This is a genomic window from Paenibacillus sp. FSL R10-2778 (genome assembly GCF_038593035.1).
GTDB classification, from domain to species: Bacteria; Bacillota; Bacilli; order Paenibacillales; family Paenibacillaceae; genus Paenibacillus_AQ; species Paenibacillus_AQ odorifer.
In genome coordinates this window covers 5,092,887-5,114,445 of the sequence record NZ_CP151956.1, presented here as the reverse complement: position 1 = coordinate 5,114,445, position 21,559 = coordinate 5,092,887, and the positions used below count along the sequence as shown (strand labels likewise).

Here is a 21,559-nt window from a genome sequence, read left to right as displayed (position 1 = left end):
GGGTTACTCAGATATGAATTTAGACTGGGAGTTTATCTACGAGAGTTTGCCGCTTTATGGTGAGGCGATGTGGCTGACAGTGAAGCTAGCGTTGTTAGCTATTGTATTCTCACTCCTTATTGGATTACTGTTCAGTATCGTCTTGTACTATAAGGTCAAAATCGTCAGTGATGTTATTAAGATCTACATTGAGCTTTCACGGAACACCCCTTTACTTGTGCAGCTCTTTTTTCTTTACTATGGCTTACCTAAGATCGGAATTCACTTTAGTGAAATGACCTGTGCGATTGTAGGCATGACATTTTTGGGCGGGAGCTATATGACGGAGGCTTTTCGAAGTGGGTTCGAGGCAGTTAGCCAATCGCAGATTGAATCAGGTCAGAGCATTGGACTGTCTAAGCTGCAGCTGGTCAGATATGTTATTTTTCCCCAAGCCTTTGCGATAAGTATTCCTTCTTTAGGGGCAAATGCGATCTTTCTGCTGAAGGAGACCTCTATTGTAGGTGCCATTGCTTTAATGGATTTGATGAATGTGGCAAAAGACTTGATCGGCATGCATTACAAAACAGCGGAGTCTCTGCTCCTTCTGGTACTCGCCTATTTGGTGTTAGTCCTGCCCTTATCGCTTTTATTGACTTGGGTGGAAAGGAAGGTGAGATATGCAGAATTCGGGGATTGAGGTGCTTTTTGAAGGTTCTAATTTCGAACGATTATTAGGGGGCTTACTTGTAACGATTGAAATTTCATTTCTCTCTATTGGAATCGGTACGTTATTAGGGATCGTTATGGGATTGCTCCGGACGCTGGGATCGAGGCCATTAAGGTTTATATTACGTCTTTATTTGGAGACCTTTAGAATTATTCCGATTCTAGTGTGGCTGTATGTAGTACATTTCAGTTTCTCTCCATTACTTCATATCGATATCAGCGGGGAGGCTACCTCTATATTGGTGTTCAGCTTATGGGGAGCTGCGGAAATTGGCGATCTTGTTCGTGGAGCTTTGCAATCTATGCCAAAACATCAGGTGGAATCTGCCAGGGCGCTAGGTCTGAGCAGCAGTCAACTTTATCGGCATATTTTGATCCCGCAGGCTGTACGCAGAATGCTGCCGGGAATGATTAATCTTGCCACACGAATGATCAAGACAACATCACTGGTGGTGCTGATTGGAGTGATTGAGGTGGTAAAGATCGGGCAGCAGATCATTGAACTCGGCGTGATAAAAGCGCCCACCGCTTCATTCTGGGTATACGGCTTTATCTTTATATTATATTTTTCTGTATGTTTTCCGTTATCCAGACTTTCGAAAAAAGTTGAAAGCAGATGGCAAAATTAAGGCTTAGGAAGGAACGGTTGTAATGGCAGATTCCGGAGAACTCCTGCTGGAGGTTACACAATTACACAAATATTTTGGAGAGCGAAAGGTTCTGGACAGCATTGAATTGCAGGTCGAAAAAGGAGAAGTAATCGTTATTCTCGGTCCCTCTGGCTGTGGAAAAAGTACGTTCCTGCGTTGTCTTAACGGTTTGGAACCGGTTCAGGAAGGGGCGATACAATATCGTGGGCAGAACCTCGCGGGGGCTGCTGTAGATTGGCGTGAAGTTAGGCAGCATATCGGAATGGTCTTTCAAAATTATGAGTTATTCCCGCATATGACGGTTATGGATAACATTCTTCTAGGCCCTCTGAAAGTACAAAAGAGAGAGCTTAAAGAAGCAACGCAGCAAGCGGAACAGCTCTTAGAGCGGGTTGGGCTGCTTGAGCGTAAACTGGACTATCCACGCCAGCTTTCCGGTGGACAAAAGCAGAGAATAGCTATAGTAAGAGCTTTATGTATGAATCCGGAGATTATGTTATTTGATGAAGTGACAGCATCCTTGGATCCGGAAATGGTTCGGGAAGTGCTTGATGTGATCTTAGGGCTTGCTCAGCAAGGAATGACGATGATCATCGTGACTCATGAAATGGGGTTTGCCAAATCGGTTGGGGATCGGATCGTGTTTATGGATCAAGGCAAGATATGTGAGATCGCTGCCCCGCAACAATTTTTTACCCACCCTGCGACAGAACGTGCCCAGCATTTTCTGGATATATTTCAGTACGAAAAATTATAGAAATAGGAGAGGAAGAGAAATGAAGAAAAGTTTGAAATGGCTAACGATGCTGGTAGGTGTAAGTATATTATTGATGGGATTGGCTGCTTGCGGAAATAGTTCGGATAACAACGGAAACTCAGCATCTTCTAAATTCACTTCTATTGAACAGCTAAAGAAGAAAGGGAAGATTAAGATCGGCGTATTTGCAGACAAACCACCTTTTGGTTATGTGGACGCTGAGGGTAAAAACCAAGGATTTGATGTGTATATTGCCAAACGCTTTGCCAAGGATCTGCTAGGGGATGACTCGAAGGTTGAATTTGTGTTAGTTGATGCTGCCAGCCGCGTGGCTTATCTTGAATCCGGTAAGGTTGATATCATTATGGCTAACTTTACGGTCACCGAGGAAAGAAAAGAAAAAGTGGATTTTGCTAATCCGTACATGAAATTATCCTTTGGGATCGTATCCCCAGACAGTGCTCCAATCACTTCCATTGATCAATTAAAAGGGAACAAGCAAAAGCTCATTGTAGCTAAAGGTACGACAGCGGAAACCTATTTTACCAAAGAATATCCGGATATTGAATTGCTCAAATTCGATCAGTACACCGAGATTTTTGCAGCGCTTAAAGATGGTCGGGGGGCGGCAATCGCTAACGATAATACAGAGCTCATTGCTTGGGCTAAATCAAATCCTGGATTTACGGTCAGCATTCCTGCTTTCGGGGGTCAGGATACAATAGCTCCAGCAGTGGCAAAGGGGAATAAGGAATTGCTGGACTGGATTAATACAGAACTTGATACCCTTGGTAAAGAACAATTTATCCATCAAGCCTACAAAGAAACCTTAAATGAAATTTACGGTGAAGGATATACTGATGAGCTTGTCGTTGAAGGCGGGAAAATCCAGTAACGGATTGGGAATAACATTGCGGGGGCATCTGAGAAGATGCCTTTTCTACAGATAGACTATTGCAATTTCTATAATGCCGAGTATAATACTGGGTATACACAGAATAAGGAGTCGGTGAAAATGTCTGTCGATGATTATCTGGATCTTTTAAACTACGCCAAAGCAATTAACGATGGACAGTGGCAAGCTGACATCATAGATCGTTTGAATAAGCTGAGTAAGAATTCTCATGCTGAGACAACAGAACAAAGTGTGAAAGAGCTGTGGATTCAATTCGACGATATAAATGCAATATTAATGGATTTATTTAATAAGCTGAGGGAAAGTGCGGATCCAGTAGAGCAGTACCGGTGGAAAGAGAAAGTCTGGGAGTTAAAGCAGGAACGGATTAATCTTTCGAAGAAGATTCAGAGTAGATATATCAGGATATAATTTAAGCTCACATTGTAATAATAAATAGAAAATAAAAAAAGGCATGCAGTTAGTCTGCTCTGCCAAACTTACGATGGTCTATAGGCTACTTAGACATTTGCATTCCTTCGCGCATCATTGTCATACACATAGTCATCATTTCATCGCAGTCCTGCATTTTTTTCATCATCATATCCATGTTCATATCCATCATGCCCATTTCAGACATTTTTTCCATGCCCATCTTCATACAGTTCATCTTAGACATCATATCATCCATACACATGTTCATCATCATTTCCATACACATCTTGTCCATTTTTAATTCCTCCCTTCTTTTAAATTACCTTTCTTCCATAAAATACTATACAATTTAGGAACAATCAACGCTAGATTTGATATTTTACTAACTTATTTTTCTTATTTGTCGTAATTATGTATATCCTTACCATACGGATGTTATTAATCAGAATACTTAATTGCGGATGGTGACTATTGGCTAGATTGCCTCAGGTCAGCGTTTTTTTGCGTTCTACAGAGTGAGGAATTAACGAGCCGGATCATCACTCTGGGATAAACGAGAAGACACTGCCATAGGTCCCCGTAAATACGGGCTGACCGAATTTTTGTGTCCATTCCTTGAGTAGCTTATATGAGACCTTTTTGCTCGTAATTACATAATCGGGCTGATCGTAATTAACGATCTCGGGAAGGTATTCAGAGAATCCGTGCATCGAGCGTTCAAAAGCAGTCCAACCCAATACGCCAAGAGAATCTTTTGTCACGAAGGGATCTTGTCTGCCATCACATAACACATCTCCCCCTCGAAACATGACATAGCCGGATGAACCGTAGTGTGCGAGAACTTTCGGACGTGTACCTTCAGATGTATGCTGTAGAATATAGTCCATTTCATCGACAGGATATTTTTTGGCGTCAATAACTGGTGGTACAAGGAATAGATAAGCAATGTTTAGCAGCAGGCCAACTGCCAGTAACCCTCGTAATGTACTTTGTCGGACTAGAATACCTGTTTTGGTGAATTCAGGAAGCGCATCAAAAAATACAGCCGCAAAATAGGGGATGAACAGCCACATAAACAGGTTTTGCTTGAAGTTTGATACACCGAGGTATAGAATCCCAAGCATAAGAAAAAAACGGAACGGTTTACCCTGGAGTGCAAAAGGAAGTGTGCAGGCAAAGAACAAAAGCAATAGTAAGATGGGCAAATTCTCCAAGCTATTGAACCGAATCGGCTGCCATTCATTGATCAGCAGGTTAAAGTTCTTTTTCGTAACTGTCAAAATAAACAGGAGACTTTTTACGCCGCCTGGATTTAGAATGCCAACGAACCAGACGAGACTGAAGACTATGATTTTACGCCCATTCAGCGTTTTTTGGATCAAGGATTCAAGCAGAGCCATCCCTGTAAATACAGCAATTACAAGCCATACTCCTGCATGAAAATTGGCAATGGCAATAGAAAGAGCAATCATCGCAGCGGCATATTTCTTTTGAGAACTCATTTGATATTCACGTAAATATACGAAAAACCAGACAATCATAAACGAAGAGATCATCTGTGGACGGCCTTTGAAATAATTATAATAAATCCAGCAAGAAATTAGCAGCACAAAAGGGAGCAGGAGTACATGGTCTTCTTGAAGTCCCAGTTCTTTGCGTGAAACCTTACCCAGACGAAGCAATCCGAGCACTAAAAAGAACAAGCATACAGCGGTCAAAATATACACACCCGGCCATCCAAAAGCTGCATAAAGCGGGGCAACGAGCAGCTGGAATCCGAATTCATGAGGGACGTAGGGCAGCTTATCTCCGTAAAAAGTATGTATGGCATGATGTAGAACTTGTCCGTGCCCGATCATATATTGTCCTAGCTCTATATGCCAGAAGGTATCGGGATCATTGTAAGAAAATTTAGGGAACATCAGCAAGATAGCGGCTATAACGAATATGCCATACAAAAATTTGTGTATATTGAATTTCATCATTATTTTGTTTTCCTCCCGTTTTTTGTTCAATTATAACGAGACTTTCTTAAGGAATAGTAAAATTTATGAAGCGGAGTGAACACTCATGCATCAACTATTTACGTGGATATCTGAATCCGCGCTTCACCTTGTTAATTCTATGGGTATTTGGGGCATATGGTTAGGGATGATTCTAGAGAGTGCCTGTATCCCCATTCCCAGTGAGGTGATTATGCTCAGCGGTGGCTGGCTGATTGCGCAAGGCTCGCTTACTTTTATGGAAGTTGCTGTTGCTGGGATATTCGGAAACCTACTGGGTTCCATCATTGCCTATTATATTGGTAAGGCTGGTGGACGCCGGTTATTAGAGAAATACGGAAAATATATTCTCTTGAATGAGCATCATTTGGAGCAGTCGGAGCGTTGGTTCGAGCGTTATGGAGAGAGTACCGTATTTTTTACTCGTATGTTGCCCTTTATTCGTACTTTTATCTCACTGCCCGCAGGGGTTGCTGGAATGAAAGCTTGGAGATTCATAACATTTACAGCACTCGGCTGTATCCCGTGGAACTTAGCTTTGATCTATCTGGGATACCGCTTAGGTGACAACTGGGGTATCGTTGAGCAATTTATTCGCCCAATCAGTTATACCATTTGCGGAATCGTGGTGCTTCTTGTGTTGAGGTGGTTAGTACGGAGATTTCGTAACCAGACTTAATGCCAGCTCTTCGGGTGTTTTCTGGTGTTTTCTGCTCGGTGAGCCTCCGCAGCTTAATATGGATAAATAAAGGTCAGGAACGTCGAGGCTAGAATTAACTGTTATATGTTGAATGCATTCTATATTCAAGGATAATCTACTTCTGTCTGGGAGGTTTGAAATGAAGGTCAAACGAATCGTTGCCAATATAAACACGAAGGATATCGCGGCAGCTAAATGCTTCTACGAGGATGTGCTCGGTCTTGATTTAATGATGGATCATGGTTGGATTAGAACTTATGGTTTAGACGAGGAGATGAGCATTCAGATTAGTTTTGCCTCACAGGGTGGCTCAGAAACGCCTACGCCTGATCTATCAATTGAAGTCGATGATGTCGATGCTACATTTGAAAGCATGAAGAAAGCTGGATTTCCGATAGAATATGGGCTTGTTGATGAGCCTTGGGGTGTTCGGCGATTCTATGTCCGCGACCCGTTTGGCAAACTTATCAACATCCTTGAGCATAGACATTAGAAGAGTGGTCACGGCGTGCAGAAATCTTGATTGTTAAACTATCGAATAGCGATAGCTAAATGATGACATAAGGCAGCCGATCAGTGGATCGGCTGCCTTTATTCAACTAACGGGCAGGATAGTTGAACATAATCATGCTTAACCGTATTATAAGTAAGTATAAATTCATTGTTGAGGGAAGCGTCATATAAAAATTCAATGTTCTTGGTGCTTCTTATATTGAATGGTTTTCAGCATTCACTGTGAATTTAATGATTAAATGCAGAGATAAATCATATCGAAAGGATAACTTATGAGAAATTTTATTATCTTCGGAGCAAGTAAAGGATTAGGTGAGGCATTCTTCAAAGGATTGCCAGAAAAAGGTGATCGTGTTTGGGTGGTTTCTAGAACTTGTCCTAACAATTTAAATCTTGAAGATGGTGTACAGAAATATTGGATTGAGGCTGATTTAGCGAAATCTGATGCAAGCAAGCTGATTGCGAATACAGTAAATGACGTTACAATAGACGTATTAATATATAATGTAGGGATATGGGAGAGCAAAGGCTTCAGGGATGACTATGATTTTGAAAAAGATGACCCAGCTGAAATCGTCAACATCATTAATGTAAATGTTACTTCAGCTATTACCTGCATACAGAAGCTTTTACCGAATCTAAAAAAGTCAGATAACGCAAAAATTTTCTTAATTGGTTCTACAGCAGGTCTTGAACATAATGATTTTACGCAAGTTTCATTTGTAGCTTCTAAGTTCGGTTTGCGTGGTATTGGAAATTCTATAAGGGAGCATGTAAAAAAGTATGGGATCGGTGTGACTTGTATAAATCCTGGTGAAATTGCAACCCAAATTCCATTGGAAGATGGAATTGAGAAAGTCTTGTCTGCGTATGGCGGTACACAGATTCCTCTTCAAGATATTGTTTCTTTAGTTAAATGCTTAATGAACCTTTCCAAAGCCTCTTGTGTAAAAGAAATAAATATTCCAGCAATGTTGGATACAAATGCGTAGTCAACTCCATTGAGAATGATAGTGCAAAAAAGCGAGGTTCTAAGAAACCACTCCATAGTAAAGGAGTGGTTTTCGCTTTATACATGAATGTGTAAAGTTTGGTCAAACTCTAATTTATGCTTAGATATACTACGGTGAGCCGTATCATAAATAACGGTTGAGCTAACGGGATATGATAGTTGAATAATACATTGATAAACAAGTGCTTCGGTATCCTGCTCTTTTTATGAAGCTAATAGGCAGACTAGCGTAAACAAAATGATCAAAAGTATTAACCATACGTAGTTAATTACATTTCGGGATTAGCACAATGATTTTCGGCAGCTTCGTTTGGTTAACGGGGGTAGTTCAAGTAAATGTAAATATTTACTTGCGAACTAATGTTCGATACAATAAACTTGATTCCATTACAAAAAGGAGATGTTGGATATGTATAAACACATTAAAGATTTTGCCGCAACTTGGCAGAATGAAACGGAAGCAACAATGCGGACACTGGAGATGCTGACGGACGAGTCTCTTGGCCAACAGATAACAAGCGATCATAGAACGCTTGGACGTGTTGCATGGCACCTTGTACAGACGTTGCACGAAATGCCATCTCGGACGGGATTGTCTTTCGAAGGACCGGGCGAAGATATGCCGGTGCCAGCTTCGGCAGCAGACATCGCGTCAGTCTATAAGAGGACCTCACAAGCGCTCCTTGATGCTATACAGTCCAGTTGGAAAGATGAGAATCTGCTTATCATGAGCGATATGTATGGTGATCAATGGCCAAACGGCTTAATGCTGGAAATTCTCGTAAAGCATGAGATTCATCACCGTGGTCAGATGACAGTACTGATGCGTCAGGCAGGCCTTCGTGTGCCGGATCTTTACGGCCCGACAAAAGAGCAGTGGGCCGAGTATGGAGCGCTACCTCCAGTAATTTAGAGTAAGATTATATCCGCTTTGGCCGTTTGGCTATAGTGGGATTTATAAGTATTTTATCATAGGATTAAAAGTGGTGGCTTGAATCATAGACAAGAGGATACCATCGGACTGAAACTGTTGATTCTATTGAACTAACGGGAAACAATAGCTTAATCTAAAACGAAGGTAGCTGGTCTATATGAACGGCTACCTTCGTTGCGCTAAAGGACACATTTTCCCTTAATCTATATAGAATTGAAGATGAGATAGCAGGAAATCTTGCATCAGCTAGGGAATACCAAATTATGGATTTATAAATGTACATGAAAGGTTGATCCTAGTTTATGAATGACCGTAATCTCATCTTCGTAGCAAAAGCGAAAATGATGCTTGTATACCCTTTGCTGCTTGCCCTGATCGTTATACTTGTGGTCAGTAGCCTTACTGCCTGCGATAATTCCACCGCAGGCAAGACAGCAAGCAAGTCTGCGCAGCCGACCAAGGATGTACCTGTGGTGACGCAAGCATCCGGCAGCATTTATCTGTACGGTGAAGTACATGGCCAAGCCAAGATTATTGACAAGAAATATGAACTGTGGTCTGAACTCTACCATAACGAGGGCATGAGACACTTATTCGTCGAGCTGCCCTATTTTACCGCCGAATACTTGAATCTATGGATGCAGTCGGACAATGATGATATTTTAGAGGAGATTTATGATGATTGGGAACGGACACGTAGTCACAACCCTGATGTCAAAGAGTTCTACAAAAAAATAAAGAGCGAGTGTCCGGAGACGATTTTCCACGGCACAGACATCGGGCGGTTAGAAATTCATGCTGAAGATGACTCGATAAATGCTGATGTAATTCAAATCTTGAAAAAAATACATGTTCCAGGTGAAGTAACTACCGACTCCATCATAATTTATGGATATAACAAAACTAATGAATTCATTGATTATATATAATACGCTTCACCTCAATGCTTCCAAACACAAAGTACAGTTTGACCATTAAATGTATATCTGTATATAAAAGAAAAAACACTCCTGACAATGGAGTGTTTTATTATTATTCAAATTTATTTGAAGTCCATGTAGCAATTCCATTCATTGGACATGCAACAACTAGCCAGTTATCAGATTCTACTCCCACCTGCCAACATTCATACTTCTCATGAAAACCAATAACAAATAGTATGCTACCTGATTCAAAGCTTATAATTAAATGTGGAGTGCTGTCTCCCAATTGTATATCTATAATCTTTTCACGTCTCACCTTTATGATCTGACTGTATTTTTCTTCCTCAGAAACATCTGCAATTTGGCTTTCATTACTAGGGTATTGAGAGGGAACTGAATCAAATATAGTCCACTTTGATTCAATGTTCAGGTACAGTTGACCAGCTAAATCATCGAACTCGTTCAGCGATGTCCCTATTTCTTTATTCATTCCGTTCCCCAGCTCTTTTCATCAACGTATAAGCCCGAATCATTACACCATATCTTGGATTTGTTGGTGTTGGCGTTTCGCTTCAAATTTCGCGTTTTGGCATTTTGCTCTCATCCATGTACAGCAGATTCCAGCGGTGACCGTCCAGGTCGGCAAATCCTGCGCCGTACATCCAGCCGTCAGTCTCACTTGGCTTGCCAAAGATGTTTCCTCCAGCAGCCTCTGCTTTTTGGACAAAGGCATCTACTTCTTCTCTGCTTTCAGCACCAATGGAGAAGATTATTTCAGCGCTATGGGAAGTATCTGCGGTTTTTGAACCAGTAAATTTCTCAAACGCCGCATCCGGGAACAGCAGAATTGTTGTTTGACCTATAACAAGCTTAGCTCTCTCGTTACCAACACTCACCGCTTGGAATCCAATCTCATTGAAAAAGGCAGTTGACCTCTCAACATCTTTGACTGGCAGGTTAATCCAAATCTCCTGTGACATGGCTGTAGCCTCCTAATATATTTTCATTCCTACTATACTCTACTTCTGGCAGCAGAAGCGATCTCTTTCGCATCTCACCTTTAGTTGAAATACTCGATAGTTTTCTCAATAAATGCCTTGGCCGATTTTGTCAGAAAACGGTCGGACCGATGAATGATCTCAAAGTGACGATATGGCGGATCGTCTGTAATTCGGATGCAGCGTAATGTTGGTTCATTCATTGCTTGGATCAAACGGTAAGGCAGCAATGTTCCTCCGACATTGGCTTTCACCAAGCTAATAATGGAAGTTGCCGAACTGGTCTCCATGATCGTATCTAAGCTGAATCCATATTTGCGACAATAGCCATCAACTAATTCTCTGCCTGTAAATCCTTCGGGGAACATCACAGTTTGGATATTACGCAGTTCCTGGATTCCAATCGTGCTTCGTTCAGCCCAATCATGATTCTCAGAAACGACAAGTACATATTCTTCACTGCACAAGGGAATGCGTACAAGCCGATCATCTGGAGCAGAGGTGATCTCGATCCCGATGTCTACTTCATTATCCAGTACTTGATTCAAGACGTAGATCGAAGAGATAAGCTTCAGCTGCACCTTGGGGAATCGCGTATGAAAATTCACGAGCAATGGGGTGAGCCGATAGTCCAGATCGGAAGGGAGAACACCAATTACCAACCGACCTCGTTGATCATTGCGTAATTCAGCTAACGCATCCTGGGTATTCTGTAAATGCCGAATCATCTGTACACAGTGCTCCAAAAACAGATTTCCTGCTTGAGTCATCACAATCTTTTTGCCGACTCGGTCAAATAAGGGAACTCCGAGTTCATCCTCAAGCGCGCGTATTTGTTGACTCAACGTAGGCTGAGATATGCCAAGCTTCTCAGCTGCTCGTGTAAAATGAAGCTCCTCACACACAGCAATGAAGTTTTCCATCTGACGAATCTCCATATGCATGACCTCTAATCATTGGTTTTAGTAATCATTTTAATAGAAACAATAGTATTGTTCAATCATTCTAATGATTCTATACTTAATCGTGCACCGCCCAAAGATCTGTTATTAACAAAGGGTCATGGGAGAATGCAGCGATACTACTACCATGAGGTGATTCATAATGAAACTTTTTTATATCGTCTTGGCGCTTATCCTGGCTTCATTGAATTTACGACCACCCATTACATCTATTTCTCCTCTAATGAGCATCATTCAGAATGATCTGGGTATAAGCGGGATTACCGCCAGTTTGTTAACCACACTTCCGGTATTATGCATGGGCATATTTGCTCCGTTCTCCGTACGATTAAGCAGAAGGTGGGGAAATGAGGGCGCAATTGTTCTGGCTTTAATCCTCATTGGGTTAGGTACGGGATTACGATGGTTTGTTGGTACAACTCCTTTGATGATGTTCACTTCTTTTCTTTCCGGTGTAGGAATTGCATTGGCAGGGCCGCTGTTGTCCAGTTTCATTAAGCAGTACTTCCCTGACCGAGTGGCATCCATGGTGGGTATTTACTCTACAGCGATGGTGATGGGGGCCAGCATTAGTGTGGGACTATCGGTCCCGCTGCAGCATACGCTGGGTGGTTCGTGGAGAGGCTCGTTGGCTGTATGGGCATTACTCGCAGCTATTGCATTGCCGATTTGGTTAAGATTAGCCTGGTCTGCGCGCACAGATCGACAATCCGGTAAAATCTCGAGTGTACTTAATGCACCACTTCCGGTGAACAACAAACGTGCCTGGCTGCTGACATTATTCTTCGGGCTGATGGCAGCGATCTTCTATTCGTTGACCGCTTGGCTTGCGCCAGCAATCCAAAGCCAGGGGTATAGTCAAGAGACGGCCGGCAAAATCCAAACTTTATTTACCTTGATATCGCTGCCCTCTACTTTGTTCATTCCGATGCTTGTACATCGTTACCAAAGACGTGTATTCTGGCTTGTCGGGTGTGCATTATTAGAGTTGACGGGTGTCTTGATTCTGAACCTATCCGTTAGCCCATGGCTCGTGGCGATTCCGCTCGGTATTGGGGCGGGTGGGCTGTTCCCGATTGCACTGATGTTGCCCATTGATGAAACAAGCAATGCTCAGGAAGCCAGTAGCTGGTCCGCAATGACCCAATCTGGTGGCTACATTCTCGGAGCGCTTGGGCCGCTAGCGATTGGCTGGCTCCACGATGCAACAGGCAGCTTCGTTCAAGCATTCTATGGTTTGTCTGTAATCATCGTGCTTCAGATTATCGTTCAAATGGCTATAGGAAATAAAAAAAGTTCTCCATCCATTTCTCGTCTCCATTAAAGGTTTCGTGTGATAGCTTCATGTTGATCAATTAGTGAAGTTGTGCTTGCATGGACCTATGAACGTACGTGGTGTAATTCAACTAGCGGGCAGGATAATGGAAATGAACTGTAGAAAAAAACCTATAAATGAAAGTGACAAAAGTGGAGAATTCTACCGACAGTTGAATAAAGCGCCTATGAAAATTCAACCACCGCTTGATAGGATTGCGTTTGAGGAAATGCTATGCTGTTTTCGACAGTGCGCACTGTACATTTTGTTTTATTGGAGGTATACAATGCTCGACTTGCGTAAAATTGGAGCTTATATTTCGAAGCTTCGCAAAGACCAGGATTTGACCCAATTGGAACTTGCCGATCAACTGAATGTAAGTCATCAAGCGGTATCGAAATGGGAACGGGGCGACTCGCTACCGGATATCGGAACGCTTCCGCAGTTTGCGAGGTTATTCGGCAAAACGGTAGACGACATTTTAAATGCAGGAGACAACTCAGAAAATCGGGAGCACCAGCACCTAGGAACGATCGTTGAGGAGATCGCAGAGAACAGGCCGGACCAAGTTGCAGAGATGGTCAATACCGGTGAGATGAAGGTGGAAGAGCTTGTAGAAGTAGCACCGTTTGTAAAAGCAAGCGCTCTGCATAAGGTTACAGAACGATTAGACAGCAGCGTCCTTAAGTTAGACGTGATCATGCGGCTGGCTCCGTTCCTTGGAACAGATACATTGGATGAACTGGTTCGTCAGGCAGAAGAGGGCGAAATTGTGTGGAATGCCATTACTGGACTCGCTCCGTTCGTCAGCAGCGACACATTAAGCCGACTGGTAGATAAATCGATTGACGGTTCCTTAGAAGTGCACAATCTTGTTGGAATTGCCCCGTTTCTTGAAAGAGAACATGTAGATCGGTTGGTTCAACAAGCAGAAGAGGGTAGCTTGAGCTGGCATTTCGTTCAAGGGCTGGCACCCTTTATTAGCAGAGAAACGTTAAGCCGCTTGGTAGACCGGGTTGCAGATGGCACTATTGATGCGAACCGGATCATAAGCCTCGCACCTTTTCTGGACAGGGAAAATCTCGAGAAGTTAATTAGTGGAGTCGAAGCTGAACATCTTAGCCCAGATCTGCTGGCAAGCCTTGCTCCTTTCGTCGATCAAGGGACATTGAGTAGAATGGTGACAAACTTATTAAATAAAGTAAAGTAGACACGTATATCGGAGATTGGTGATGCATAGGCAATGGCGTTAAGCTAACGGGAAACGCTAGTTCCATAAACACGATAAAGGCAGCCCGTCAGTAAATGTGATCGGCTGCCTTTATTCAACTAACGGGCAAGTTACCTAAATAAACTAAGTGGTGGATAAAATATAAATATAAGAGTTCTCTCCCGAACTATTAGAAAAAGTCATGGTACGATGTCCTTATTCGGTTGTTTCAGGGGGAGTGAGGAGAACATGTTAAATACTCATGATGTTGCAATAGAAGCATTAACTTGTTATTCGATTACTTATCAATCAATAGCTCATATTGGCCAAAATGCAAACACCATCTATAAAGTGACAGATAAGGAAAGTAACTGCTATAGTTTGCGGATACATCTATCAAAAAATGATTCGATGGAAAGTATTTGGTCTGAGGAAAAAGTCATTCATTCAGAAATGATTTGGCTGCAATCATTAATAAATGATACTGATCTGGTGTTACCGTCACCTATAAAAAATAACATTGGTGAATATGTTACTAAGATAGCTGACATGAACTGTACATTGGTAAAATGGGTAGAGGGTGAACAAAAACAATTTGTTCCAACAGTCAATGATGCCGAGTGCGTAGGTGAATTGATCGGAAAGCTTCATAAACAATCATCTATTTGGAAGGTTCCGCAATCATTTACTAGACCATCCTTTGATAATACTAGAATTTCGCAATCATTAGAAAAGCTCAAACAGCTGGCCGACGGTGGTGAGCTCAATAAAAATGATGTGGGAATTCTGCAATTGGCCGGTGAGCGTGCAATTTTAATGATGAACGATATAGAAAGAACGCCTGGCAACTGGGGGATAATTCACGCAGACTTGATTCCAGGTAATTATGTGTTTCATAAACAAGAAGCTAGAGCCATTGATTTTGGAGCTTGCGGGTTCGGATATTATTTATTCGATTTAGGTTGGGCACTTTCTTATATCCACCCAGCGTTCAGAAGCCAGTTGCTAGAATCATACGCCAAACAATTCGGCCTGCCTCATAACTATGTTCAACAGTTAGAAGGCTTCTTTGTAGCTGCCCAACTCGAAACAATGAATTTTTGGCTTGGGTTGCCTGAATCTAATGAGTGGTTACCCAGTCATATTAGTAAATTAGCAAGTCGGGAATTTAGGTTATATGTAAATAAAAAAGAATTTCTTTTTAGTGGGACTCCTTACTGGGAGTAGTTTGTTCCACTAACGGAAACGTTGGCTCAAATCACGATCAGCCAGCTGCGTGATCGGCTGCCTTTTGCTCGATCTTGATCGTATCGGACCGTATTGCAGCTATTTCAGCATATGGGTTCATATTGCGAAGGTTTCGGACTGTATAGCTCTTATTGCCCTTGATTTACGTAGAAAAGAAGTACATTTGAGCGAATAGCTGCAACTGAGTCCGATAGTGTGGCAAAACGAGCTGAATTGTGGAAATAAGAGCAACTGAGTCCGAATAGTTGGTGAAAAGAACGCCGCCTGCCAAATTTGCTCCTAAACGTGCTACCCAGTGCTTAAACTAGCCGTCTAAGCTCAAGCTATCTACACCGTGCGCGGAATTAGCTACCTATAGCTCAAGCTATCTACACCGCGCGCGGAATTAGCTAACTACAGCTCGAGCTATCTACACTGTGCGCGGAATTAGCTACCTATAGCCCAACCTAGCTGCACCGTGCGCAGAATTTGTTACCTGTTGCTCAAACTAGCCGCCTATGTCTCGAAACTAGCTGCCCTTTGCGCGATCTTGATCGTATCGGACCGTAGTGCAGCTATTTCAGCATATGGGTTCATATTGCGAAGGTTTCGGACTGTATAGCTCTTATTGCCCTTGATTTGCGCAGAAAAGAAGTACATTTGAGGGAATAGCTGCAACTGAGTCCGATAGTGTGGCAAAATGAGCTGAATTGTGGAAATAAGAGCAACTGAGTCCGAACAGTTGGTGAAAAGAACGCCGCCTGCCAAATTTGCTCCTAAACGTGCTACCCAGTGTTTAAACTAGCCGTCTATAGCTCAAGCTATCTACACCGTGCGCGGAATTAGCTACCTATAGCCCAACCTAGCTACACCGTGCGATAATTGAAGGATGGCAAAGGTGAAAACGTTTATTGGCTTATAACGCACCAATTAAACCTTGGAAAGAAGCTTAATATAAACAAGAAGGCAGCCGATCAACACGATCAGCTGCTTTTGTTCATCTAAGAGTTATTTCTCAAATAAATAAAAGCATCCCTTGACTTTCCCCTACACGGGAAACTGTATACTCACCTTATGTTATAGATTGGAGATGATATTTTGTTCAAAATCAGTGCATTTTCTAGGCTAAGCAAGGTATCCTTAAAAACACTGCGTTATTACGACCAGATTGGCATACTAAGGCCGAAAAAAGTGGATCAGGATACGTGCTACCGTTACTATTCCGCAGATCAGCTCCTTGAGCTCAACCGAATTTTAATCTATAAGGAATTGGGTTTTACATTGCCTCAAATTAAACAGCTGCTTCAGGAAAATATTTCATTAGAAAATATTCAAGGCATGTTTAAGCTGAAAAGAAGCGAAATCCAGCATATCATCGATACGGAACAAGCTAAACTCGTCAGGATTGAGGAACGTATGCAGCTTATAGAAAAAGAGGGGCAATTCGAAACGGGTCAAGAAATCAGAGTCAAAGCAGAGGGTGCTCAATTGTTTCTTTATCAGAAAGCATGCGGGAAAGAAGAGGACATTCCGGATTTGCTTCGTCAATTTGATCAGTTTATAACGACGGAAAATCGTCAATTCATTCAAGGCCCTCAGGTTGTTTTGTGGAAAGAAGTCGAAGGAAAAGAGGATGAGTTTGAGTTTGAAGTCGGGTATTTTTTAACCTGTGAGCTGCGATCATTTCCAGAACCGTTTCAGCTACGGACTCTTCCTCCTGAACCGATGATGGCCACAATGGCTTTTCATTCAAATACTAGTTTTGATTGTGCGGCCTGTGTTCATTTAGCTAAATGGATTGAGAAAAACAACTATCAGATCAAGGAGAACGAACCGGGCAGGGAGTTATATTTACCGTTATCTCCAGAACGAGATGCACAATTCATAGAAATACAAATTCCCATTATAAATAGATAACAGAAGAAGTGGAGTGGGGGAAATTGAAAAATAAACGGATCATTTATATTCTGGCACTGGCTGTTTTTCTGATTGGAACCATTGAATATATTATTACAGGAGTTATTGAGATGATCGCTGTGGACTTGGGAGTATCTACTTCTGAAGTTGGATTATTGGTGACTGTGTTTGCCCTCTCTGCAGCCATTGTCGCTCCGGTTTTGATTGCATTAACGATCAATGCAGATCGCAAGAAACTACTAATGACCACCCTAGGTGTGTTTATTGCCAGCAACGGACTTATGTTTGTAGATCTTGCTTATGAAACAGTACTATGGATACGTATTATCCAAGGGGCTAGCGGAGGAATCGCTACCGTTGTAGCCATGGCAATAGCGACCCGACTCGTTGAAAAAGAAAAAAGGGGCAATGCCATCGGTATCATTTTGATGGGGCTTAGCAGTTCACTAGTGCTTGGTGTTCCTGTGGGCACATTTTTTAGTGAGATGTTTGGATGGAGAGTGCTATTTGTTTTAATCGGATTATTAAGTATTCTTCCATTACTTATCATCTATAAAAAGGTTCCGGCAATCAAAGAAGAGGAAAAGGTTACCCTCAGAATGCAGCTCTCTATTTTAAAAAATCCAACCATTCTGATGGCCTTGGTTATTACGTTATTTTATGTCGGCGGCTATTCTACACTGTTTACTTATATTACGCCTTTCTTGCAAGCCACGTCCTCTCTTTCCATGACCGAAATTAGCGGTGTTCTGTTCCTGGCGGGCATTTGCAGCTTTGTCGGATCAAAGCTGGGCGGACAACTGGCAGATGCAAAGGGATCGAAATTCACCATTTGTCTCGGGCTCCTGTTACAAGGGACGACACTGCTTTTATTCGCTCTAGCCGGAGTCAATCTGTTGGTTTTAATCTTGGTTTTAATGATTTTTATGTTAGCAACGTGGAGTATTTCCCCGGCCCAGCAACTATATCTGGTTACTCTGGCGCCTCGAAATCCGGACATTGCTCTTAGTGTAAATACTTCGTTCATCCAATTTGGCTTTGCACTGGGATCTGGATTAGGCGGGTTAGTCATCAGTCGTACCTCTGTCCTATATTTGAATTGGCTGGGTTTTGCCGCTGTATGCATAGCTTTACTACTTGCCAGCTTACTATTTAAAAAAATGAGCAGTAGGACTAAAACTACTACGGTTTAAATAAGAAATGGATTGGAGAACGACAAAGAGAACCTTTTCGCCGAATTTTTCCAGAGCCATCTGGGACTGAGTATCAGCATTCCAATTTAATGGACAGAGCTGATGTTGAGTGTTTATTTGATTACTGTAAGATATTAGAAGCGATAACCTCGAAGAATTTATTTTTGAAGTCGAATCACATGTCGATTCATTACCTGAACTTTAAGCTAGATGAAACGATATCTTAATAAAAACAAGAAGGCAGCCGATCAACACGATCGGCTGCTTTTGTTCATCTAAGAGTAATTTCTCGAATGAATAAAAGCATCATTGACGTTTCTCAGCACGGGAAACTGTATACTCACATTATGTTGTAGATAGGAGATGACACTGCGTTATTACGACCAGATTGGCATACTTAGGACGAGAAAAATGGATCACGATACGTGCTATCGTTACTATTGGATAGTTCATGGCGGGAAGTTTGTCGGCCAAAAGTATTTTGGTGTTCTTGTCCGCGAGGGGTTCAAGGGTGCCCAGAGCGACTAGCTTGTAGTAAAAGTACCGGATTCTACATCGTGGAGTCAGGCTGTTGTCAGCTGCCAGCTAAGCTAAGTGTAACTCTATTTACGTTACCGATCCCTAGGAAAGTCCAGCGAGAGAAAGTCACTGCCGCCAACCCCCACCAATGTAGGCCCTGCCTTTATTTGCGGGGCGCTCCTGAAGACCGGCTATGATGACCGGATGTAATTCTGATTAAGGTCCATGCCGATGCAGCCCAATACTGGAAAAAAGGGAACCTGGCGGAGAAGGTGATGCACATGTTCAAGCGGATCACCAACCGGGATTCATCTGTAGGTCTCATTTGCTGTGCAGCCGGAAGAAATAAATGTCACGCCTGAGGCTACTCAAGTGTTATATCTATAGAAACAGAAGAAATAGAAGAAAGGAGACCAACGTGGATTCTATGGAAGAGAAGATTAGGAGAATACAGGCCGGAGATGCCCGCCTGTTCTCAGATGTAATCAAGCTGTACCAGCAGCGGATATACCTCTACTGCTTCCGGATGCTGAACAGCAGGGAAGAGGCGGAGGATGCGGTGCAGGATGTCCTGATTAAGGCCTATCAGAATATCGGGCAATACAAGCCGCAGGCGGATTTCGTATCATGGCTCTACAAGATCGCGTACCACCATTGTCTGAATCAGTTGCGGCGGCAGAAATTTCAGTTTCAATTGCGCAAGTTGCTCCGGCAGGAGGTTGCGGTGAACAGTGCCGAACAAATGGTCGAGGACCGTCTGTTCAGCGAGCCAGTCTCGACCGCCCTGGGGAAGCTGAATGTGGAAGACCGGAATTTGTTGATTCTGCGTATTTATGAAGATAAATCGTTTGCGGAAATCGGCGAAATTCTGGGTGTCAGTACGGCTACCGTACGCAAAAGATATGAACGGACCAAAGGCAAGCTTAAAAAGGTGTTGGAGAGAAAGGAGAAACAACTATGGACAAGAGTGAATTAACCTCGGAGGAGCGGTTTCTGAAGCACGGAGACCGGTCCGCCAATTTCATCCCCGTTGATGTTCATGAACAGGTAATGACAGCGCTCGGGCTTGGCGGGATCTTACCTGCTGCAGAAGAGCAGACCCCTCTGCAGACAATTCCGTCAAACGAAGGGGCTCCTAACGTTATGCGCAGGCTAAAGACAGAAGCCGGAACGGGGCGGAGCCGGAGGAGAATCCTGCGGATTCCGGTGCAGGGCTGGGTGGCGGCACTACTTGTAATGGTCTTGTTGGGCGGCGGTTATACCCAGTATTCCGGTGAACTCCGGCAGGGGGCCCAAATTCAGTACAAGGTGCTGCCCTATAAGCCACTTCTGGCAACGAAATCAGGTGGAATGATAGAGAAGCCGAATGAACCCTTGATTCCCTGGCCGGCCAAAGCGCAGCTGAGCAAAGAGGATGAACTCTACAAGATGAAATATGCAAAGGGCTACAATGCCATTGAGAAGTTGCTGCTTCCTGGAGAGTATGCCACCTATGTTATCAAACGTGAAGACGGGAAAGAAGAATCTCATCTTGGGTTATACTGCCCGCCGATCATAGTCAAGGACTATTCCACTTATAAGACCAGTGTTGAGAAGCACCACGCTCCCGAAGTGAAGCAACCGGGATATATGCCGGATGGGTATACCTTGGACGAGGCGTTTATCAAGCCTTCTTTTATAAAGGTCGAAGATGACAAGCAGTTTAAAGGCGAAAGCGAGATAGACCTAGGAGACAACTTCCGGATGACTTGGAAACGGGAGAAGGCGGAGAATATTGCCTATGATTCTTCTACACTTGTGTACAAGAAGGGGAAGATTCAGGTGAGAATCAGTGCCTCACGTGTTGATGAAAAAGCTACACCGGTAGAAAGCCTGCTGTGGACCAAAACGACAAAGGTGGAGAATATTGATATTGGCGGCAAGCAGCTCATTTATCTCGAACCTTCCAGCAACGAAAAGATTGACCTGGGGTATAAGTATAGACTAGTCTGGTCTGACCCGGAAGCGCAGATCATCTATAATGTGTCGGTTCGCCAGGAGAAATCTGAGTTGACCAAGGATGAGGTCATCCGTATTGCTGCCAGTATGATGAATTAAACGAACACAGATATTACGCTCAGGACTGTTTCGCTATCTATGATAGCGGGACAGCCCTCGAGCGTTTTTTGCATATGCGAAGCACTGCATATTCGTGAGATTTTATAAGAATTCTTGCATTGCTCTCATATGAACTTCCGATTCATATTATTAATGTAGCAATGTAGCAAGATAATGCAGATTATAGCCTCTCGGAATAAGGAGCAGCATGGAGGGGCTAAACCAGAGAAAGTGCATAATTAGAGCTGGAAAAGATGGATTATGAAAACCAGTTTCAAAAAAAGGGCAAACCTCAAGTGGGTACAGTGTGCTATACTGCTGCGCAATGTAACACTCGAAGTCTGCCCTCTATACATAAAGACCGTCTTCAGTGGTTCAAGCTTGTCCTCTATGTATAACGACAATCCCGCTGTTCTGTTTTCCAGTACAAGTGTAACACGACTGAAAATCAACGAGGAGGCTGAATAACGATGCGAGGCTGTATCAGCAAACGAAAGAATGGAACCTATGCATACACGATTGAACTTGGGAAACATCCTGTTACACAAAGGAGACGGTAGCGCCTCAAAGCCGGTTTTGCTACATGGAAAG

22 protein-coding genes are annotated in these 21,559 nt (G+C 42.9%); 17 read left to right on the top strand and 5 right to left on the bottom strand.

The annotated features are described in order from the left end of the window. The first annotated feature begins 13 nt into the window (after positions 1 to 13). The 5 genes from NST40_RS23135 to NST40_RS23115 all read left to right on the top strand — a co-directional run bounded on the left by NST40_RS23135 (position 14) and on the right by NST40_RS23115 (position 3,442). The gene (locus tag NST40_RS23135; protein WP_076186917.1) at positions 14 to 679 is read left to right on the top strand and encodes an amino acid ABC transporter permease; all 666 of its coding nucleotides are present in this window, start codon (positions 14 to 16) and stop codon (positions 677 to 679) included. Continuing rightward, positions 660 to 1,337, top strand: coding sequence for an amino acid ABC transporter permease (locus NST40_RS23130; RefSeq protein ID WP_076130269.1), 678 nt, complete (start codon positions 660 to 662; stop codon positions 1,335 to 1,337). Before NST40_RS23135 ends, NST40_RS23130 begins: the two co-directional genes overlap by 20 nt. Before the next feature lie 22 nt (positions 1,338 to 1,359). Then, on the top strand, positions 1,360 to 2,115 hold the full coding sequence (locus NST40_RS23125) for an amino acid ABC transporter ATP-binding protein (RefSeq protein ID WP_076130268.1): 756 nt from the start codon (positions 1,360 to 1,362) through the stop codon (positions 2,113 to 2,115). 19 nt (positions 2,116 to 2,134) lie between these two features. After that, positions 2,135 to 3,010, top strand: coding sequence for a cysteine ABC transporter substrate-binding protein (locus tag NST40_RS23120; RefSeq protein ID WP_076130267.1), 876 nt, complete (start codon positions 2,135 to 2,137; stop codon positions 3,008 to 3,010). Positions 3,011 to 3,130: 120 nt separating this feature from the next. After that, positions 3,131 to 3,442 carry a hypothetical protein gene (locus NST40_RS23115; protein ID WP_076194804.1) on the top strand — a complete coding sequence of 104 codons (312 nt, stop codon included), beginning with the start codon at positions 3,131 to 3,133 and terminating at the stop codon, positions 3,440 to 3,442. Positions 3,443 to 3,527: 85 nt separating this feature from the next. On the opposite strand, the gene NST40_RS23110 is transcribed toward NST40_RS23115, so the two are convergent. Then, entirely contained in the window at positions 3,528 to 3,740 is a 213-nt protein-coding gene (locus NST40_RS23110; RefSeq protein WP_038572647.1) for a hypothetical protein, read from the bottom strand. Positions 3,741 to 3,984: 244 nt separating this feature from the next. Then, a complete protein-coding gene (locus NST40_RS23105; RefSeq protein ID WP_341003453.1) occupies positions 3,985 to 5,430 on the bottom strand; it encodes a hypothetical protein in 1,446 nt (481 codons plus the stop codon). An 85-nt stretch (positions 5,431 to 5,515) separates the two neighbouring features. On the opposite strand from NST40_RS23105, the gene NST40_RS23100 reads away from it, so the two are divergent. The 5 genes from NST40_RS23100 (at position 5,516) to NST40_RS23080 (ending at position 9,536) form a co-directional block, all read left to right on the top strand. Continuing rightward, a complete protein-coding gene (locus tag NST40_RS23100; protein ID WP_076130264.1) occupies positions 5,516 to 6,127 on the top strand; it encodes a DedA family protein in 612 nt (203 codons plus the stop codon). 160 nt (positions 6,128 to 6,287) lie between these two features. Beyond that, positions 6,288 to 6,641 (top strand): VOC family protein, encoded by a 354-nt coding sequence (locus NST40_RS23095; protein WP_076130263.1) that lies wholly within the window; start codon positions 6,288 to 6,290, stop codon positions 6,639 to 6,641. A gap of 292 nt (positions 6,642 to 6,933) precedes the next feature. Beyond that, positions 6,934 to 7,653 (top strand): SDR family NAD(P)-dependent oxidoreductase, encoded by a 720-nt coding sequence (locus NST40_RS23090; RefSeq protein WP_341003450.1) that lies wholly within the window; start codon positions 6,934 to 6,936, stop codon positions 7,651 to 7,653. Positions 7,654 to 8,082: 429 nt separating this feature from the next. After that, complete coding sequence (locus NST40_RS23085) at positions 8,083 to 8,586, top strand: DinB family protein (protein WP_076218439.1); 504 nt, start codon at positions 8,083 to 8,085, stop codon at positions 8,584 to 8,586. A gap of 323 nt (positions 8,587 to 8,909) precedes the next feature. Continuing rightward, complete coding sequence (locus tag NST40_RS23080; protein ID WP_342410031.1) at positions 8,910 to 9,536, top strand: hypothetical protein; 627 nt, start codon at positions 8,910 to 8,912, stop codon at positions 9,534 to 9,536. Between the two features lie 103 nt (positions 9,537 to 9,639). Here the strand turns inward: NST40_RS23080 and NST40_RS23075 are convergent, their stop codons facing one another. The 3 genes from NST40_RS23075 to NST40_RS23065 all read right to left on the bottom strand — a co-directional run bounded on the left by NST40_RS23075 (position 9,640) and on the right by NST40_RS23065 (position 11,451). Next, a complete protein-coding gene (locus tag NST40_RS23075; protein ID WP_341003447.1) occupies positions 9,640 to 10,020 on the bottom strand; it encodes a hypothetical protein in 381 nt (126 codons plus the stop codon). A gap of 82 nt (positions 10,021 to 10,102) precedes the next feature. After that, positions 10,103 to 10,510, bottom strand: a complete 408-nt coding sequence (locus NST40_RS23070) for a VOC family protein (RefSeq protein ID WP_342410030.1) — start codon at positions 10,508 to 10,510, stop codon at positions 10,103 to 10,105. 80 nt (positions 10,511 to 10,590) lie between these two features. Further along, positions 10,591 to 11,451, bottom strand: a complete 861-nt coding sequence (locus tag NST40_RS23065; protein WP_254847659.1) for a LysR family transcriptional regulator — start codon at positions 11,449 to 11,451, stop codon at positions 10,591 to 10,593. Between the two features lie 181 nt (positions 11,452 to 11,632). Between NST40_RS23065 and NST40_RS23060 the strand changes: the two genes are divergently transcribed. The 7 genes from NST40_RS23060 to NST40_RS23030 all read left to right on the top strand — a co-directional run bounded on the left by NST40_RS23060 (position 11,633) and on the right by NST40_RS23030 (position 20,968). Further along, positions 11,633 to 12,814 (top strand): MFS transporter, encoded by a 1,182-nt coding sequence (locus NST40_RS23060; protein ID WP_342410029.1) that lies wholly within the window; start codon positions 11,633 to 11,635, stop codon positions 12,812 to 12,814. Positions 12,815 to 13,091: 277 nt separating this feature from the next. Further along, positions 13,092 to 14,015, top strand: a complete 924-nt coding sequence (locus NST40_RS23055; protein WP_076218443.1) for a helix-turn-helix transcriptional regulator — start codon at positions 13,092 to 13,094, stop codon at positions 14,013 to 14,015. Between the two features lie 249 nt (positions 14,016 to 14,264). Further along, positions 14,265 to 15,242 carry a phosphotransferase gene (locus NST40_RS23050; protein WP_342410028.1) on the top strand — a complete coding sequence of 326 codons (978 nt, stop codon included), beginning with the start codon at positions 14,265 to 14,267 and terminating at the stop codon, positions 15,240 to 15,242. 1,098 nt (positions 15,243 to 16,340) lie between these two features. Further along, a complete protein-coding gene (locus NST40_RS23045) occupies positions 16,341 to 17,159 on the top strand; it encodes a helix-turn-helix domain-containing protein (RefSeq protein ID WP_076194965.1) in 819 nt (272 codons plus the stop codon). Between the two features lie 23 nt (positions 17,160 to 17,182). Next, positions 17,183 to 18,352 carry an MFS transporter gene (locus NST40_RS23040; protein ID WP_076277407.1) on the top strand — a complete coding sequence of 390 codons (1,170 nt, stop codon included), beginning with the start codon at positions 17,183 to 17,185 and terminating at the stop codon, positions 18,350 to 18,352. A 946-nt stretch (positions 18,353 to 19,298) separates the two neighbouring features. Beyond that, on the top strand, positions 19,299 to 19,847 hold the full coding sequence (locus tag NST40_RS23035; RefSeq protein WP_076217975.1) for an RNA polymerase sigma factor: 549 nt from the start codon (positions 19,299 to 19,301) through the stop codon (positions 19,845 to 19,847). After that, positions 19,829 to 20,968 carry a DUF4367 domain-containing protein gene (locus tag NST40_RS23030; protein ID WP_342410027.1) on the top strand — a complete coding sequence of 380 codons (1,140 nt, stop codon included), beginning with the start codon at positions 19,829 to 19,831 and terminating at the stop codon, positions 20,966 to 20,968. Before NST40_RS23035 ends, NST40_RS23030 begins: the two co-directional genes overlap by 19 nt. The last annotated feature ends 591 nt before the right edge of the window (positions 20,969 to 21,559 follow it).